Raw genomic sequence first — 15021 nt, 5'->3', positions numbered from 1 at the left:
CCTGGCAACCCTCCTCCCTCTCCCCTCGGGGAGAGGGTCGGGGTGAGGGGGCCGCCTGCGCGAACCCCTCGAAGGCTCACCCCTCACCCTGCTCTCTCCCCGCCGGCGGGGAGAGGTTTCTACAGGTGCGTCCTTGCGAAGACCCGCATCGCTTCGGACAGGTACTCGGTCAGCCCTGCCGCCCGCCCTTCGTAGCGCGCCCGGAAGTCGGGATTGTCGCTGTAGAGCTGGGCCAGGCCCGCAAAGGCGTTGGCGTCAGGCGGGGTCTTCCAAGATCGGGCGACCCAGGCATGCAGTCGGGCCACGATCGCCCCGACCGCCTGGCTGTCGGCCGGCAGGCCCGCCGCCAGGGCCTGCGCCATCTCGGCCTCAATAGCTTCCACCTCGGCCTGGGCGGCGTCGAAGTCGGCCTGCTTCCAGGCCTTGGTCCTGGCCTTGCTCTCGTCGATCTCGGCTCGAACGCCTTCGCCGTAACGGTCCACCAGCCAAGCCTCGTGCTCGGCCTGCTTCTTGGGGTCAAAGCCCTTGTACATCGCGGTCTCGTCCATCTGCCCGTCTCCTTTGAGGGCGGCGAGGGTCTGATCCAGGGTCTTCACCAGGTCGGCATAGCGGCGGGCCTCAGCGGCCAGCCGGTCGCGGTGCGCCTCAAGCGCGGCCAACCGGTCGAAGTCCGGCGCATCCAGGGCGCGGCGGATCTCCTCCAGGGGCACGCCCAACTCCCGCTGCAGCAGGATCTGCTGCAGGCGCAGAAGCTCGTCCGGCCCATAGTAGCGGTAGCCGTTCTCGCCGACGGTCAGGGGCTTCAAGAGCCCGATCTCGTCATAGTGGCGCAGGGCGCGCACGGAGAGGCCCGACAGCCTCGCCACCTCGCCCACCGTGTGAACCCTCATCTCTCCTCGCCCGTTGCTGACGGACCACGGCATCAGGCCTCTCGCGGCGAGAGGGTCAAGCGGCCTTGCGCCATAGCGTCGCCGCTCTAGGATCCCCCAGAGACATCCCAGAGGGAGTTTATGTCTGAGATTGCGTTCGGGACCCGGGCCTAACCGCCGACCGGCCTCCCATATCTGATCGGCGCTTCAGGCCCTGACCGTCCGCGTCCCCTTGATGGGCGGGCGCGTGGAACCACGCCTGAACTCGGATATCTCCTTGAACATTTCCAAGCCGCAGCAGCGGACCCTGCACGCCCTGGCCCAGGGCGGCGCCATCGTGCTCGAACGTGACGAGCGCGGAACCCTGATCGACGCCGAATGCGTGACCCGCGACGGCTGGCGGCTCTCGGACTGCGACCTCGCCGTCTTCAAGAGCCTGAAGAAGAAGCGCCTCATCGCCAGCCAGGGCGGCGGACCTTACCGGATCACCCGCGAAGGCCTGATCAATCTGCGGGCCCAGCTGGACAACCGGACCACCGTCAGGGGGTGGTGAACCGCAGGAAATGGACGCGCGCGGCGCCATAGTCGCGCGCGTCCAGCTTTTCATAGCCGGGCGCGTCGAAATCCGGCTCGTCGGAACCGCGCTCGAACACCACGATGGCCTCAGGCGCCAGCCAGCCGCCGGCCGCCAGCTTCTGCAGGGCGATCTCGCCCAGGCCCTTGGCGTAGGGCGGATCCAGGAAGGCGATGCTGAAGGCCGGACCGTCAGCGCCGGGGCGCACGCCCAGATCCGTCGCGTCGCGGCGATGCACCCGCGTGCGGCCGAACAGGCCAAGCGCATCGACGTTTTCGCGGATCGCCCCGCGGGCCGCCTCGTCGGTCTCGACGAATAGGCAGAAGGCCGCGCCGCGCGACAGGGCCTCGAAGCCCAGGGCTCCGGAGCCCGCGAACAGGTCGATGACCCGGGCGTCGCGCAGCTCAGGCCCCCAGGCGGCGTGCTCCAGGATGTTGAAAATCGCCTGCCGGGCGCGGTCGGAGGTGGGACGGGTATTGGCGCCTTCAGGGGTCGCCAGGGCCTTGCCGCGGAAATCTCCGGAGACGATGCGCATCTGTCTTGTTGCTCGCGAGCTTGATTGACGCGCGCCTTAGCATCCAAGCTGTCGGCAAAGCAAAATCCGGGAGGACGTCATGGGCCATGTGACCACTGAGGATCGGGGCGCTGTGCGCCTGATCACCTATGCCAACCCCGCCTTCGGCACCATGACGGCGGCAGGTTCGGTCGAGACCCTGGCGGCGATGCAGGCGGCGGCGGACGATCCGAAGGTCCGGGCCATCGTCCTGACCGGCGGAATTCCGGGGATCTTCATCCGTCACTATGACGTGGGCGAGCTGTCCCAGATGTCGGATGCGCTCAGCGAACGTCCGCCCGAACCGGCCGGCGGCGGGGGCGGCAAGCCCGGCGGCGCCTTTGGCGAGCTGGTGGACCTGATCGCAGCTGCGCCCAAGCCGGTGATCGCGGCGATCAACGGCCTGTGCATGGGCGGTGGCTTCGAGATCGCCCTGGCCTGCGACATCCGCATCGCCGCGAAAGACGCCGCCGCCATCGGCCTGCCGGAGACGCGGGTGGGCATCTTTCCGGGCGGCGGCGGCACCCAGCGCCTGCCCCGCGTGATCGGCGAGGCCCGCGCGCTGGAGATGATCCTGCGCGGCCGCACGGTGACCGGCGCCGAGGCCGCCGAGATCGGCATGGTGCACGAGGCGGCGGACGATGCCCTGGCCCGCGCCCTGGAGATCGCCGCGGAGTTCGAGGCCAAGGGGGCGGAAGGCGTGGCCTACGCCAAGCGCCTTACCCGCGCGGCCCTCGACCGCCCCCTGAGCGAGGGCCTGAGGGACGAGCGCCTGAGCTTTGTCGAGGTGGTGAAGACCCCTTCGGCCCGCCAGGCCCTGAAGGCCGGGGTCCAGCCCGCCCAGATCCAGGCGCTTTAGCGCCACCCTTGAAGCCTGCGCCCTTGGGCGAGGAGCCCTTGAAGCCGCCGCTCTTGAAGCTCGCCGCCTTGCCGGCGCCGGCCTGGGGCTTTGCGCCGCGTGGCGGCTGACGACCGGCGACGGGGTCGGGGCCGATCACCGCCGGGCCGGGCTTGGGCGGCGCCTTGCGGTGGGGCGAGGCCTTCTTCTTGGGCTTGGCCCAGCCCGACTTGTATTCGGGCTTGGCCTTGCGCGCCTCGGCCACCTCAGGCTGGGCCTCGCGGGTCAGGGACTGGTCGCGAAGGCCGGCCTCGCGCCGCTTGGCGGCGGCGGATTTCTTCACATAGTACTGGGGCCGGTCGCCCTTGGGCAGGTTGTCCGGGTCGATGTGCTCGGCCAGCTGCTCGCGGATCACGCGGGGCCCAACCTCCTCGACCTCGCCGACCCCCAGGGTCCCCAGCGCGAAGGGACCATAGGACAGGCGGATCAGCCGGTTGACCTTCAGGCCCACCGATTCCAGCACCTTGCGGACCTCGCGGTTCTTGCCCTCGGCCAGGGTGACGGTGATCCAGAGGTTGGCCACCGACGGGCCCTCCTTGGCCTTGTCCAGCTTGGCCTCCAGCGCGCCGTAGCGCACGCCGTCGACGGTCACGCCGTCCTTCAGGGTGTCGAGCTTGTCCTGGGTGATGCGGCCATGGGCGCGGGCGCGATAGCGGCGCACGATGCCGGTCTTGGGCGTCTCCAGCGCCCGGGCCAGCTCGCCATCATTGGTCAGCAGCAGCAGGCCCTCGGAATTCAGGTCCAGGCGACCGACGGAGATCAGCCGGGGCAGGCCGGGTGGCAGGGCCTCGAACACCGTCGGGCGGCCTTGCGGGTCCTTGTGGGTGGTCACCAGGCCGACGGGCTTGTGATAGCGGAACAGGCGGGCCGGCTCGGCCTCGCCCACCACCTCGCCATCGACGGTGAGGATATCGCCCGGCTCCACCTTCACAGCCGGGGTGGTCAGGGTGCGGCCGTTGATGGCCACGCGCCCGGCCTCGATCAGCCGCTCGACATCGCGGCGAGAGGCGACGCCCGCCCGGGCCAGGGCCTTGGCGACTCTTTCACCTTGGCCCTGCTCGCCAGAGTCTTGACCTTCGGGGTGCGGATCGGTTCGTAGGGGGTCGTGGATCATGATCACCGGACAATGCGCATCGCCCTTGAAGCGGCGCAAGACGCTGCGGCGCGCGGCGAAACGCCCGTGGGCGCCGTCGTGGTCGATCCGGCCACCGGCGAGGTGGTGGCTGTGGGCGCCAACCAGCCCATCGGATCCCACGATCCCACCGCCCACGCCGAGATCGTGGCGATGCGCGCGGCGGCTGAAAAGCTCGGCAACTACCGCCTGACCGGCCTGACCCTGGTGGTGACCCTTGAGCCCTGCGCCATGTGCGCCGGCGCCATCAGTCACGCCCGCATCGGCCGCGTGGTGTTCGGCGCCGAGGACGCCAAGGGCGGCGCCGTGGTCCATGGCCCGAAGTTCTTCACCCAACCCACCTGTCACTGGCGCCCTGAGGTGATCGGCGGAGTGCTGGCGGAAGAGAGCGCTGAGCTGCTGCGCGGGTTCTTCCGGGCGCGGCGGAAACCGTCCACCGCCGCTCATCCCCGCGAAGGCGGGGATCCAAGCTGACTCGGAGAAGGCCGCACACCTGTCATGCGCCGCATGGATCCCCGCCTTCGCGGGGATGAGCGGTTTAGTAGTTTAACCTTAAACCAACGCCCCTTTGTACAGCGCCAGCAGCTCCGCCCACGCCCGCTCCGCCGCGGGCTGGTTGTAGACCGCCGAGCCCGGCACGCACCACCCGTGCATCGCCCCGTCATAGACCTCGATCTTGGCCGGCAGGCCCGCCGCGGCGTAGGCCGCCTTGAGCTTGTCCTTGGTCTCCGGCTCCTTCTGGTCGTCGTTCATGGCGACGCCGAAATAGAAGCTGGCCTTCATCTTCGGGATCAGCAGGTGCGGGCTCTCGGGCGAGGCGGTCACCAGGCCGCCGCCATGGAAGGAGCCGCCGGCGCCGACGCGGCCCGGCAGGGCCGCCGCGGTCTGCATGGTCATCGGCCCGCCCATGCAATAGCCCTGCACGCCGGCCTTCTTCTTGGTGTTGGTCACCTTCTGGGCGTCAAGGAAGGCCAGGAAGGCGGTCCCGTCGCGGGTCACCGCGTCCGGCGTCAAGAGTTTGCGCAGCTCGGCCAACTTGGCGCGGTCGGTGGGATTGGCGAAGTCGAAGGGTCCGGTGAACACCGGCGCCGGGCGCGAGCGGTAGAAGGGGTTGGGGACCAGGACCACATAGCCCTCGGCCGCCAGCCGCTTGCCCATGTCGCGGAAGGCCGGGCGCAGGCCCAGCGCATCGGTCCAGACCAGCACCGCCGGCCACTTGCCCTTGCCGGCCGGGTGGAAGAGCACCGCATCGCAGGTCCCATCCGGCGTCTTGATCGACACGTCGGTCTCGACCACCTCGGCGGCCTGGGCGGCGCCCGCGACAGCGGTGGCCCCTGCTGCCACGGTCAGGGCGGCGAAGTCACGCCGCGAAACAGTGTTCGTGGAATCGTCCGGCATCTTGTCCTCCCGGGGCCTCTCCGGCGGGCCCAAGGGCGAATTATCACCCGCCCAGGACCTTACGTCACGCGTAAGGCGAACTGTCATCCAAGCCTCATGCGACCGTCGCAGAGCTGGTCCATGTGCCCCCGCATCGTCCTGAGGGGGTTTAAGATGTTCAATTCCAAATCACGCCGCGCGCTCATGGTCACATCGACCGCCATTGCGCTCACCGCCGCCCTGGCCGGCCAGGCCGCCGCCGCTGAGGCCGCGGACACCACCGTCGACGAGGTGGTGGTCACCGGCACCCGCGAAGCCGGCCGCACCCAGTTCACCACTCTGTCGCCAGTGGACGTGCTGTCGGAGAAGGCGATCCACGCCTCGGTCTCCAGCCAGGTGGGCGAGAGCCTGACCGCCGTCATCCCCTCCTTCATCGTCCAGAAGCTGCCGACTTCGGACGGCCTGCAGTTCGTGCGCCCCGCGACCTTGCGCAACCTGTCGCCGGACCAGACCCTGCTGCTGGTCAACGGCAAGCGCTTCCACCGCTCGGCCTTCCTGGGCTCCCGCGGCGCCCAGGGCGCGGACCTGGCCCAGATCCCCTCCTTCGCCGTCGGCCATATCGAGGTGCTGCGCGACGGGGCCTCGGCCCAGTACGGCTCCGACGCCATCGCCGGGGTCATCAACATCATCCTGAACGACCAGCCGGGCTTCGCCGCCTACGCCCAGACCTCGCAGTTCTACGAGGGCGACGGCGCCAACCACCAGCTGGGCGCCCGCGCCGGCTTCGCCATCGGCGACGAGGGCCACCTGACCCTGACCGCCGAGTGGTCCAAGGCCGACGAGACCTCGCGCACCCACCAGCGCGCCGACGCCATCGCCTTCGCCGCCGCCCATCCGGAGCTGAAGGTCGCCAACCCGGTCCAGCGCTGGGGCAATCCGGCCCTGGAGACCTCCAAGCTCGCCCTCGACGCCGCGCTTCCGGCGGGCGCGCTCGGCGAGGCCTATGTCTTCGCCACCGCCGGCCGCGGCGACGGGATCAACGACATCAACTGGCGCAACCCGGACGCCAACCCGGCCATCTACAACACCGTCGCGGTGTTCCCGGGCTGGAACCTGCGCAGCCTCTATCCGGCCGGCTTCACGCCCCGCGAAGGCACGCACTTCATCGACAACCAGTACGTCGCCGGCCTGCGCAACCGCGACGGCGAGACCTTCACCTGGGACCTGTCGGCCAGCTTCGGGCGCAACCGCACCGGCTTCTTCCTGGAGAACTCGATCAACGCCTCGCTGGGCCCGCAAAGCCCGACCAGCTTCAATCTCGGCAAGCTGGTGCAGAGCGAGTTCAACCTGAACGCCGATGCGGTCTATCGTCTGGCGGTCGCCGGCCTCGCCCGGCCGCTGAACATCGCCTTCGGCGCCGAGCGGCGGGTGGAGACCTTCAAGATCGCCACTGGCGACGCGGCCTCCTACGCGGTCGGTCCCGGCGCGGCCGTGGGCCTGGCCCCCAACTCCAACGGCTTCCCGGGCTATAGCCCGCAGCAGGCCGGCAAGTGGGACCAGACCAGCTATGCGGCCTATGTCGACCTCGACGCGGCCTTCACCGAGGCCTGGAGCGGCCAGGTCGCCCTGCGCTACGAGGACTTCTCCGAGTTCGGCGACACCGTGAACGGCAAGATCGCCAGCCGCTATGAGTTCACCCCGAACCTGGCGGTGCGGGCCGCCTGGTCCACCGGCTTCCGCGCGCCGACGCCCGGCCAGCTGAACTCCACCTCGACCTCGCAGGGGCTCGACACCGTCACCCTGCAGCTCTTCCAGTCCGGCCGCCTGTCGCCCACCAGCCCGGTGGCCAAGGCCCTGGGGGCCAAGGCCCTGCAGCCGGAGGAGTCCAAGACCCTGACCGCCGGCCTGGTCTGGAAGACGGACTACGGCTTCTCCGGCTCCATCGACGCCTACCAGATCGAGGTCGAGAAGCGCTTCTCCACCTCGGCCACCATCACCGTCACCCCGACCATCCGCGCCCAGCTGGTCGCGCTCGGCGTGCCCGGCGCCACGGCCTTCACCTCGATCAACTGGTTCACCAACGACTTCGACACCCGCACCCGCGGCGTCGATGTGGTCGGCGCCTACACCCGCGCCATCGGCCCGGGCCGGCTGGACCTGACCACGGCCTATAACTTCAACAAGACCGAGGTGATCAAGGGCTCGCTCAGCGCCAGCGCCACCCAGAAGCGCCTGTTCGAGGAAAGCCGGCCGAACCACAACGCCACGGCCTCAGCCACCTGGACCCAAGGGCCGTTCGAGCTGATGGGCCGGGTGCGCTACTACGGCTCGTGGACGGACTCGACCGGCAATGCGACCGGCGAGATCTTCCAGGCCTTCGACGGCGTCACCCTGGCCGACGTCGCCCTGACCTGGAATGCGACGGAGAACACCTCGGTGCGGATCGGCGCCGAGAACGTCTTCGACACCTATCCGGCCAAGGCCCTGTTCCAGGCCAGCCGCGGCCTGGAGTACTCGCGCAACGCGCCCTACGACACCAATGGCGGACAGTACTATGTCCGCCTGGATGCGAAGTTCTAAGGCGTCAGGCCAGCTTCGCCTCGGCGGCCGCCAGAGCCGCCGGGGCGTCGCCCGTCCAGCCCTGGGCGGCCAGGGCTTCAGCGAGCGCATTCAGGCACAGGCGCACGTGCCACGGGGTCGCCGAGGCGCCCATCAGGCCGATCCGCCAGACCTTGCCCTTCAGGGGGCCAAGACCCGCGCCCAGCTCCAGGTCCCACTTGTCGAGCACATAGGCGCGCACAGCGGCCTCATCGATCCCGTCGGGGACGATCACGGCGTTCAGCTGCGGCAGGCGGCTGGCCTCATCGACCAGGAACTTCAGGCCCAGGGCCTCAATGCCGGCGGCCAGGGCCTCGTGCGTGCGGGCGTGGCGGACCAGGACCGCCTGCTGGCCTTCCTCGAACAGGGCCACCAGGCTCTCGTGCAGGCCATAGAGGGCGTTGATCGGGGCAGTGTGGTGATAGGTCCGGCCGCCCTCGCCGCCCCAGTAGGACATGAGCAGGTTGAAATCGAGCAGCCAGTTGCGGACCTTGGTCTTGCGGCCGCTGATCGCGGCCTGGGCGCGCTTGGACAGGCAGATGGGCGACAGGCCGGGAGGCGCCGACAGGCACTTCTGGGTGCCCGAATAGACCACGTCGGCGTCCCAGGCGGCGACATCGACCACGATCCCGCCCAGGGAGGTCACGCAGTCCACCACCGACAGCGCCCCGTGCTTGCGGGCCAGGGCGCACAGGGCGGCGGCGTCGGAGCGCGCGCCGGTGGAGGTCTCGGCGTGGACAAAGGCCAGCACCTTGGTGGGCGCGGCGGCGAGCGCGGCCTCGACCGCGGCCGGGTCCACCGGCTTGCCCCATTCGAACTCGACCTTGACCACCTCGGCGCCGGCCCGCTCGGCCATGTCGGCCATGCGGCCGCCAAAAGCGCCGTTGATGGCGATCACCGCCCGGTCGCCGGGCTCCAGCAGGTTCATGATCGCCGCTTCCATCCCGGCCGTGCCGGGGGCCGGCAGCGGGACGCAGGCATGGTCGGGGGCGTTGAACAGGCGCGACAGGGCGGCCTTGATCTCTTCCATCAGAGCCTGGAACTGCGGGTCCAGGTGGCCGATGATCGGCCGCGCCAGGGCGGCGAGCACGCGGGGCGACACGTCAGAAGGGCCCGGCCCCATCAGGATACGGCGCGGCGGCTGGAAGCTCTGCATGGTTCTGGTTCCCCGACCTTTATTGGCCGGGACGCTTAGAGCCTGACAGGCCTGTGCGCAATCTTAGGCGAGGATGCGCTCGTTGATGCGGGTCCGGTGAGCCTGGTCGAGGCCGAGCACGTCGCGCAGATAGTTGTCCATCGAGCCGCACTTGGCGTCGATCTCGGCCAGGGCCGCGGCCAGATAGTCCTCGTGCACCGACACCGCCACCCGCAGGGCCTCGTCGTCCAGGTGGTGACCGGCCAGGTCGCGGATATAGCCGCGCAGGAAGTTCATCCGGTGGACGATCCGGCCCTCATGGTTGGTGGCCAGGTAGTCGGCCACCAGGTCGTCCCAGGCCACGCCGCTGACATGGTGGGTCATGGCGCAGATCATGCCGGTCCGGTCCTTGCCCGCGGCGCAGTGCACCACCAGCGCCCCGTCGGTCTCGGCGATGGCGTTGAAGTAGCGGCGGAACAGGTCGACGTGACGGGCCTCGAAGGGGGCCCGGCGATAGAAGGTCAGGCTGTCCTCGAAGAACCACTCGGCGTCGATCTTCTCGTGCTTCGCCATCATGGTCGCCCAGTCACCGGCGACGTCCTCGATGTCGTTCTCGATCACCTGGCCTGAGAAGCCCGGCCAGCGGCGGGACGGCTCGCGCTCGCGCTCCAGCGGCCGGCGCAGGTCGACGATCACCTCGATGCCTAAGGCGCGCATGGCCTCCAGGTCGGCGTCGGTCGCATTGGCGTGGTTGGCGGAGCGGTAGAGCACCCCGCGCTTCAGGCCGCGCCCGCAAGCGGTGTCATATCCGCCGAAGTCGCGGAAGTTCTCGATGCCCTCGAGGGCGATGTGCCGGGTCATGGGCCTCGGTCTAGCCCTGGCGCTCCTGCGAGGCAATCGCCTTGGCGAACAAACCAAGCACAAGATCGGGATCGTGGCCCAGGGCCTCGATCCGCTTGCGCCAGCGCGCGACGGCCCCGTCGTAATAGTCGAATACGCAGGGGCAGCAGCCGCGGTGACAGCACTCGGCGTCATCCGGTTCGCTCGGCGGGCGCGGCAGGGCCTTGAGGTCGGGATCGGACATCGCCTTGCCTGTAGCCCCGGCGGGGGCGGGCAGGCAATGTGTCGTCATGTTGAGTTTCGTGACTTCCGACGGCGTGCGCCTGGCCTATGCGGACGATGGCGAAGGCCGTCCGGTGCTTCTGCTGCATGGCTTCCTGTCCAGCGGCCACCGCAACTGGAGCCGCCTGATCCCGGCGCTCACGGGGGCGGGCCTGCGGGTGATCGCCCCGGACTGTCGCGGGCATGGCGCCTCGGACGCCCCCACCGCCCCCGAGGCCTGGCCCGCCGACGTCATGGCCCGTGACGTGCTGGAGCTCGCCGCCCAACTGGGCCTGAGCGACTTCGACCTGGCCGGCTATTCCATGGGCGGGCGCACCGCGATCCGGGCCATGGTCGGCGGCCTGAAGCCCCGGCGGCTGGTGATCGGCGGTATGGGTGAGTTCGGGATCATGGAGGCCGGCCCCCGGGCCGAGGCCTTCGAAGACGCCCTGCGTCACGGCGAGGCCGCGAGCGACCCCGGCATGGGCCGGGCCATCGCCAACGCCTTGGCCGCGCAAGGCCTCAAGGCGCAGGCCATGCTGGGCGTCCTCGCGTCCTTCCAGCCCACGACGGAAGCCGAGATCCGCGCCCTGCGCACCGACGCCCTGGTGATCCTGGGAACCGAGGACCACGACAACGGCTCCGGCCAGGTCCTGGCCGACTGGCTGGGCGGGAGGTTCCTCCCCCTCCCCGGCGACCACGGCCAGGTCCCGGCGAGCCCGGCCTTTGTGGAGGCGGTGGTGGAGTTCCTCTCCCCCTAACCGCTCATTCCCGCGAAGGCGGGGATGAGCGGCGGAGGGTCACCTGAACGGCGGCTCGTCGAAGCTGCGGAGCTTGCGGGAGTGCAGGCGGGGGCCTTCGTCGCGCAGCAGGTCCATGGTGGCGATGCCGATCTGCAGGTGCTGGCCGATGGCGCGCTCATAGAAGGCGTTGGCCTGGCCGGGCAGCTTCAGCTCCCCGTGCAGCGGCTTGTCGGACACGCACAGCAGGGTCCCGTAGGGCACCCGGAAGCGGTAGCCTTGCGCGGCGATGGTGGCGCTTTCCATGTCGATGGCCACGGCGCGGGACTGGTTGAAGCGCAGGGCGCTGGTCGAATAGCGCAGCTCCCAGTTCCGGTCGTCGGTGGTGACCACCGTGCCGGTGCGCAGGCGCCGCTTCAGGGTCTCGCCGGTCTCCCCCGTCACCAGCTCGGCGGCCCGGTTCATGGCCACCTGCACCTCGGCGATGGGCGGGATCGGGATCTCCGGCGGCAGGACGGTGTCGAGCACGTTGTCGTCGCGCAGATAGGCGTGGGCCAGCACATAGTCGCCGATGGTCTGGGAGCCGCGCAGCCCGCCGCAGTGGCCGATCATCAGCCAGGCCTGGGGCCGCAGCACCGCGAGGTGGTCGCAGATGGTCTTGGCGTTGGAGGGACCGACCCCGATGTTGACCAGGGTGATCCCCGCCCGGCCCTCAGCCATCAGGTGATAGGCCGGCATCTGGTGGCGCCGCCAGGGACCGTCGGCGATGACCTGCTCAGGGTTCGGTGTCTCCGCCGTCACGGTGATGCGGCCGGGGGCCGACAGGGCGGTGTAGCGCCCGCCGGCCTTCAGCTGTTCGCAGCCCCAGCGCACGAACTCGTCCACATAGCGGTGGTAGTTGGTGAACAGGATGAACTGCTGGGTGTGGTCGGCCGGCGTGCCGGTGTAGTGGGCCAGCCGCGCCAGGGAGAAGTCGGTGCGCAGGCCGTCGAACAGGGCCAGCGGCCGGCGCTCGTCGGGGCCCAGGTTCCAGTAGCCGTCGGCGATCTCGTCGCCGATGTGGGCGAGCTCCGTGGCCGGGAAGTGCCGGGCGATGTCGGCGGCGCCCACATCGGCCATGGCCATGTCGACCGCGCCGTCCAGCACGTAGGGAAACGGCATCTCCTGGGTCGAGCGGCCGACCTCGATGGCGACGTCGAAGTCCTGCATCAGAAGCGCGATCTGTTCGGTCAGGTAGTCGCGATAGAGGCCGGGCCGGGTCACCGTCACGGCATAGCGGCCGGGCGCTGAGAGCCGGGCGTAGGCCCGCGACAGGCGCGGATAGCCGTGGCCCGGCGGCCAAGTCAGGCGCAGCTCCGGATAGACGAAGGCGCCGGCGGCGCGGGTCTCGGGGCTGGGGGGTGGGCCGCCGGCCAGGAAGGTCTTCAGGGCGGCGCGGAGAGCCTCGACCGAGGCGGCGTATTCGTCTTCAAGCCGCGTCACGATCGCGGCGGCGTCTTTCATGGCAGTCATGGGTCACCATAGCGCCGCTCAGCGACGGATTCGAGGCGTTCGGCGCGACGGGATGGACGTAACGCCTGTAACCGGCGACAAAGGCCCGGTTAATCGGCCCGTTCACCGGCCCTGGGGGACCTCATGAACCGCACCTTCACCATCCTCGTCGTGCTCGCCATGGTCCTGGGCGTAGCGGTCGGATGGGCGGTCCACACCTATATGCCGGCCGACAGCGCCAAGAGCGTGGCCGATAACCTGTCGATCATCACCACCATCTTCCTGCGGGCGATCAAGATGATCATCGCCCCCCTGGTGTTCGCGACCCTGGTGGCCGGCATCGCCCACATGGAAGACGCCGCGGCCGTGGGCCGGGTGGGGATCAAGACCATGGCCTGGTTCATCACCGCCTCGATCATCTCCCTGACCATCGGCCTCGTCATGGTCCAGTGGCTGCAGCCGGGCGTGGGCGTGGCCCCCGATCCGCACGCCGCGGCGGCCGCCGCCACCGGCGCCCAGCTGACCCTGAAGGAGTTCCTGACCACCCACATCGTGCCGGACTCCATCATCAAGGCGATGGCCAACAATGAGATCCTGCCCATCGTGGTGTTCTCGATCTTCGTCGGCACGGCGGTGGCCTCTATCGACGACCGCGCGCCCCAGGTCCTGGCCCTGGTCGAGCAGATCTCCGCGATCATGCTGAAGGTGACCGGCTATGTGATGGCCGCTTCGCCCCTGGCCATCTTCGCCGCCCTGGCCTCGGTGGTCGCCACCAAGGGCCTCGACATCATCGGCGCCTACGCCAAGTTCGTCGGCGGCTTCTACCTGTCCCTGGGCGTGCTCTGGGCGCTTCTGTTCCTGGCCCTGATCGTCTTCGTCGGCCCGCGCGCCCTGCGCCTGATCGCCGGCATCCGCCAGCCCATGCTGCTGGCCTTCTCCACCGCCTCGTCCGAAGCCGCCTATCCGGGCACCCTGGAAGCGCTCCAGAAGTTCGGTGTCTCGCGCAAGGTGGCGAGCTTCGTCCTGCCGCTGGGCTACTCGTTCAATCTGGACGGGTCGATGATGTACTGCACCTTCGCAACCCTGTTCATCGCCCAGATCTACGGCGTCGAACTGACGCTCGCCCAGCAGATCACCATGCTGGGCCTCCTGATGATCACCTCCAAGGGCATGGCCGGCGTGCCCAAGGCCTCGATCGTGGTTATCGCCGCGACCCTGGCCTACTTCAAGCTGCCCGAGGCCGGCATCGGCCTGATCCTGGCCGTCGACCAGCTGCTCGACATGGGCCGCTCGGCCACCAACGTGGTCGGCAACTCCGTCGCCAGCGCCGTGGTCGCCAAGTGGGAAGGCCAGGTCGAGGACCCGGCGAAGGCGTAAGCCCCCAGTTCACCCAGGGTGTCATCCCGGTTTTCGCGTCAGCGAAAGACCGGGACCCATAGACACAGATCTGTCCGGACAACCCCGTGAGCATGGGTCCCGGCTCTCCGCTTCGCTGCGGCCGGGATGACACCGTGAGCTTGTGGGTGAGGGCGCCTTGCAGGCCCCACAGCCCCCTCCCCATATCTCCTCACGAACCTTCACCTTTGTCCCAAGGGACCCATGCGCAACCACCTTCGCACCTTCATGCTTCTGGCCGCCCTGACCGCCCTGTTTGTGGGCGCGGGCTATATGGTCGGTGGGCCCACCGGCATGGGGATCGCCTTCCTGCTGGCCCTGGTGATGAACGCGGTCAGCTACTGGAACTCAGACAAGATCGTACTGCGGATGTATGGTGCCCAGGAGGTGGACCCGAGCCATCCGGAGCCCATCGTGCGCAACTTCGTGGCCGACGTGCACGAGATGGCCACCCGGGCCGGCATGCCGATCCCGAAGGTCTATCTGATCGATTCGGACCAGCCGAACGCCTTTGCGACCGGCCGCGATCCGGAGCACGCCGCCGTGGCCGCGAACCTCGGCCTGCTGCGCATGCTGGACCGGCGCGAGATCCGCGGGGTGATGGCCCACGAGCTGGCCCACGTGAAGAACCGCGACACCCTGACCATGACCATCACCGCGACCATCGCCGGCGCGGTCTCAGCGCTCGCCAACTTCGCCTTCTTCTTCCGGGGCGGGGATGACCGTGACCGGGGCGGCATGATCGGGGCGATCGCCGTCGCCATCCTGGCCCCCATCGCCGCGGCCCTGGTGCAGATGGCCATCAGCCGGACCCGCGAATACGCCGCCGACAAGGCCGGCGCCGAGATCAGCGGCGATCCCGAGGCCCTGGCCAGCGCCCTGCAGAAGATCGAGGCCTATGCCCGCGGCATCCCGAACATTCAGGCCGAGCACCACCCGGCCACAAGCCACATGTTCATCATCAACCCGCTGTCGGGCCAGGGCGCGGACAACCTGTTCTCCACCCACCCGGCCACGCACAACCGCGTCGCCGCCCTGATGGAGCTGAAGGGCCGCAATCCCCGCTCGGCCACCGTCGAAGCGCCGTCCGCGACCGCCGTCCCCACCAGCAGCGGCCGCAAGGCCGGGCCGTGGGGATAGGGTCGCAGGGCTAGCGCC

General features: G+C 69.5%; 14 protein-coding genes and 1 pseudogene. 7 read left to right on the top strand and 8 right to left on the bottom strand.

Annotated features, from left to right (window positions below):
• Positions 1 to 119: 119 nt before the first annotated feature.
• Entirely contained in the window at positions 120 to 890 is a 771-nt protein-coding gene (locus ACFQ27_RS09820) for a MerR family transcriptional regulator (protein ID WP_377353465.1), read from the bottom strand.
• A gap of 256 nt (positions 891 to 1146) precedes the next feature.
• Between ACFQ27_RS09820 and ACFQ27_RS09815 the strand changes: the two genes are divergently transcribed.
• Positions 1147 to 1422 carry a YjhX family toxin gene (locus ACFQ27_RS09815; RefSeq protein ID WP_374346102.1) on the top strand — a complete coding sequence of 92 codons (276 nt, stop codon included), beginning with the start codon at positions 1147 to 1149 and terminating at the stop codon, positions 1420 to 1422.
• On the opposite strand, the gene rsmD is transcribed toward ACFQ27_RS09815, so the two are convergent.
• Positions 1409 to 1978, bottom strand: coding sequence for a 16S rRNA (guanine(966)-N(2))-methyltransferase RsmD (gene rsmD / locus ACFQ27_RS09810; protein ID WP_374346101.1), 570 nt, complete (start codon positions 1976 to 1978; stop codon positions 1409 to 1411). The two genes, ACFQ27_RS09815 and rsmD, sit on opposite strands and share 14 nt — an antisense overlap.
• A gap of 79 nt (positions 1979 to 2057) precedes the next feature.
• Between rsmD and ACFQ27_RS09805 the strand changes: the two are divergent.
• Positions 2058 to 2756 (top strand): annotated as a pseudogene (locus ACFQ27_RS09805) (enoyl-CoA hydratase/isomerase family protein); the annotation flags it as partial.
• Here ACFQ27_RS09805 and ACFQ27_RS09800 read toward each other — a convergent pair.
• Positions 2716 to 4008, bottom strand: a complete 1293-nt coding sequence (locus ACFQ27_RS09800) for a pseudouridine synthase (RefSeq protein WP_377353464.1) — start codon at positions 4006 to 4008, stop codon at positions 2716 to 2718. The pseudogene ACFQ27_RS09805 and the gene ACFQ27_RS09800 sit on opposite strands and share 41 nt — an antisense overlap.
• Before the next feature lie 12 nt (positions 4009 to 4020).
• On the opposite strand from ACFQ27_RS09800, the gene tadA reads away from it, so the two are divergent.
• Positions 4021 to 4500 (top strand): tRNA adenosine(34) deaminase TadA, encoded by a 480-nt coding sequence (gene tadA / locus ACFQ27_RS09795; protein WP_377353463.1) that lies wholly within the window; start codon positions 4021 to 4023, stop codon positions 4498 to 4500.
• Between the two features lie 78 nt (positions 4501 to 4578).
• Here tadA and ACFQ27_RS09790 read toward each other — a convergent pair whose 3' ends face one another.
• On the bottom strand, positions 4579 to 5424 hold the full coding sequence (locus ACFQ27_RS09790) for a dienelactone hydrolase family protein (protein WP_377353462.1): 846 nt from the start codon (positions 5422 to 5424) through the stop codon (positions 4579 to 4581).
• Positions 5425 to 5577: 153 nt separating this feature from the next.
• Here ACFQ27_RS09790 and ACFQ27_RS09785 point away from each other — a divergent pair, with 153 nt between their 5' ends.
• On the top strand, positions 5578 to 7983 hold the full coding sequence (locus tag ACFQ27_RS09785; RefSeq protein WP_377353461.1) for a TonB-dependent receptor plug domain-containing protein: 2406 nt from the start codon (positions 5578 to 5580) through the stop codon (positions 7981 to 7983).
• A 4-nt stretch (positions 7984 to 7987) separates the two neighbouring features.
• Here ACFQ27_RS09785 and ACFQ27_RS09780 read toward each other — a convergent pair whose 3' ends face one another.
• From ACFQ27_RS09780 to ACFQ27_RS09770, 3 genes are all read right to left on the bottom strand, one after another.
• A complete protein-coding gene (locus tag ACFQ27_RS09780) occupies positions 7988 to 9157 on the bottom strand; it encodes a pyridoxal-phosphate-dependent aminotransferase family protein (RefSeq protein ID WP_377353460.1) in 1170 nt (389 codons plus the stop codon).
• 63 nt (positions 9158 to 9220) lie between these two features.
• Entirely contained in the window at positions 9221 to 9997 is a 777-nt protein-coding gene (locus ACFQ27_RS09775; RefSeq protein ID WP_374346094.1) for a tyrosine-protein phosphatase, read from the bottom strand.
• A gap of 10 nt (positions 9998 to 10007) precedes the next feature.
• On the bottom strand, positions 10008 to 10220 hold the full coding sequence (locus tag ACFQ27_RS09770; RefSeq protein ID WP_374346092.1) for an oxidoreductase-like domain-containing protein: 213 nt from the start codon (positions 10218 to 10220) through the stop codon (positions 10008 to 10010).
• A gap of 46 nt (positions 10221 to 10266) precedes the next feature.
• Here ACFQ27_RS09770 and ACFQ27_RS09765 point away from each other — a divergent pair, with 46 nt between their 5' ends.
• Positions 10267 to 10998, top strand: a complete 732-nt coding sequence (locus tag ACFQ27_RS09765) for an alpha/beta fold hydrolase (RefSeq protein ID WP_377353459.1) — start codon at positions 10267 to 10269, stop codon at positions 10996 to 10998.
• 39 nt (positions 10999 to 11037) lie between these two features.
• Here ACFQ27_RS09765 and ACFQ27_RS09760 read toward each other — a convergent pair whose 3' ends face one another.
• Positions 11038 to 12489 (bottom strand): AMP nucleosidase, encoded by a 1452-nt coding sequence (locus tag ACFQ27_RS09760; protein WP_377353458.1) that lies wholly within the window; start codon positions 12487 to 12489, stop codon positions 11038 to 11040.
• A 123-nt stretch (positions 12490 to 12612) separates the two neighbouring features.
• Here ACFQ27_RS09760 and ACFQ27_RS09755 point away from each other — a divergent pair, with 123 nt between their 5' ends.
• Positions 12613 to 13845 carry a dicarboxylate/amino acid:cation symporter gene (locus ACFQ27_RS09755; RefSeq protein WP_374346089.1) on the top strand — a complete coding sequence of 411 codons (1233 nt, stop codon included), beginning with the start codon at positions 12613 to 12615 and terminating at the stop codon, positions 13843 to 13845.
• Positions 13846 to 14067: 222 nt separating this feature from the next.
• Positions 14068 to 15003, top strand: coding sequence for a zinc metalloprotease HtpX (htpX, locus tag ACFQ27_RS09750; RefSeq protein ID WP_377353457.1), 936 nt, complete (start codon positions 14068 to 14070; stop codon positions 15001 to 15003).
• The last annotated feature ends 18 nt before the right edge of the window (positions 15004 to 15021 follow it).

This window comes from Phenylobacterium conjunctum (genome assembly GCF_042679085.1).
In the GTDB taxonomy this organism is placed as follows: Bacteria; Pseudomonadota; Alphaproteobacteria; order Caulobacterales; family Caulobacteraceae; genus Phenylobacterium; species Phenylobacterium conjunctum.
The sequence above is the reverse complement of the archived record's forward strand: the minus strand, read 5'-3'. Positions and strand labels throughout refer to the sequence as shown.

What these genes read in the sequence shown, in the direction of transcription:
- ACFQ27_RS09820 (WP_377353465.1), bottom strand. Translation starts at nt 890, where the DNA reads ATGAGGGTTCACACGGTGGGCGAGGTGGCGAGGCTGTCGGGCCTCTCC.
- rsmD (WP_374346101.1), bottom strand. Translation starts at nt 1,978, where the DNA reads ATGCGCATCGTCTCCGGAGATTTCCGCGGCAAGGCCCTGGCGACCCCT.
- ACFQ27_RS09800 (WP_377353464.1), bottom strand. Translation starts at nt 4,008, where the DNA reads ATGATCCACGACCCCCTACGAACCGATCCGCACCCCGAAGGTCAAGAC.
- tadA (WP_377353463.1), top strand. Translation starts at nt 4,021, where the DNA reads ATGCGCATCGCCCTTGAAGCGGCGCAAGACGCTGCGGCGCGCGGCGAA.
- ACFQ27_RS09790 (WP_377353462.1), bottom strand. Translation starts at nt 5,424, where the DNA reads ATGCCGGACGATTCCACGAACACTGTTTCGCGGCGTGACTTCGCCGCC.
- ACFQ27_RS09785 (WP_377353461.1), top strand. Translation starts at nt 5,578, where the DNA reads ATGTTCAATTCCAAATCACGCCGCGCGCTCATGGTCACATCGACCGCC.
- ACFQ27_RS09780 (WP_377353460.1), bottom strand. Translation starts at nt 9,157, where the DNA reads ATGCAGAGCTTCCAGCCGCCGCGCCGTATCCTGATGGGGCCGGGCCCT.
- ACFQ27_RS09775 (WP_374346094.1), bottom strand. Translation starts at nt 9,997, where the DNA reads ATGACCCGGCACATCGCCCTCGAGGGCATCGAGAACTTCCGCGACTTC.
- ACFQ27_RS09770 (WP_374346092.1), bottom strand. Translation starts at nt 10,220, where the DNA reads ATGTCCGATCCCGACCTCAAGGCCCTGCCGCGCCCGCCGAGCGAACCG.
- ACFQ27_RS09765 (WP_377353459.1), top strand. Translation starts at nt 10,267, where the DNA reads ATGTTGAGTTTCGTGACTTCCGACGGCGTGCGCCTGGCCTATGCGGAC.
- ACFQ27_RS09760 (WP_377353458.1), bottom strand. Translation starts at nt 12,489, where the DNA reads ATGACTGCCATGAAAGACGCCGCCGCGATCGTGACGCGGCTTGAAGAC.
- ACFQ27_RS09755 (WP_374346089.1), top strand. Translation starts at nt 12,613, where the DNA reads ATGAACCGCACCTTCACCATCCTCGTCGTGCTCGCCATGGTCCTGGGC.
- htpX (WP_377353457.1), top strand. Translation starts at nt 14,068, where the DNA reads ATGCGCAACCACCTTCGCACCTTCATGCTTCTGGCCGCCCTGACCGCC.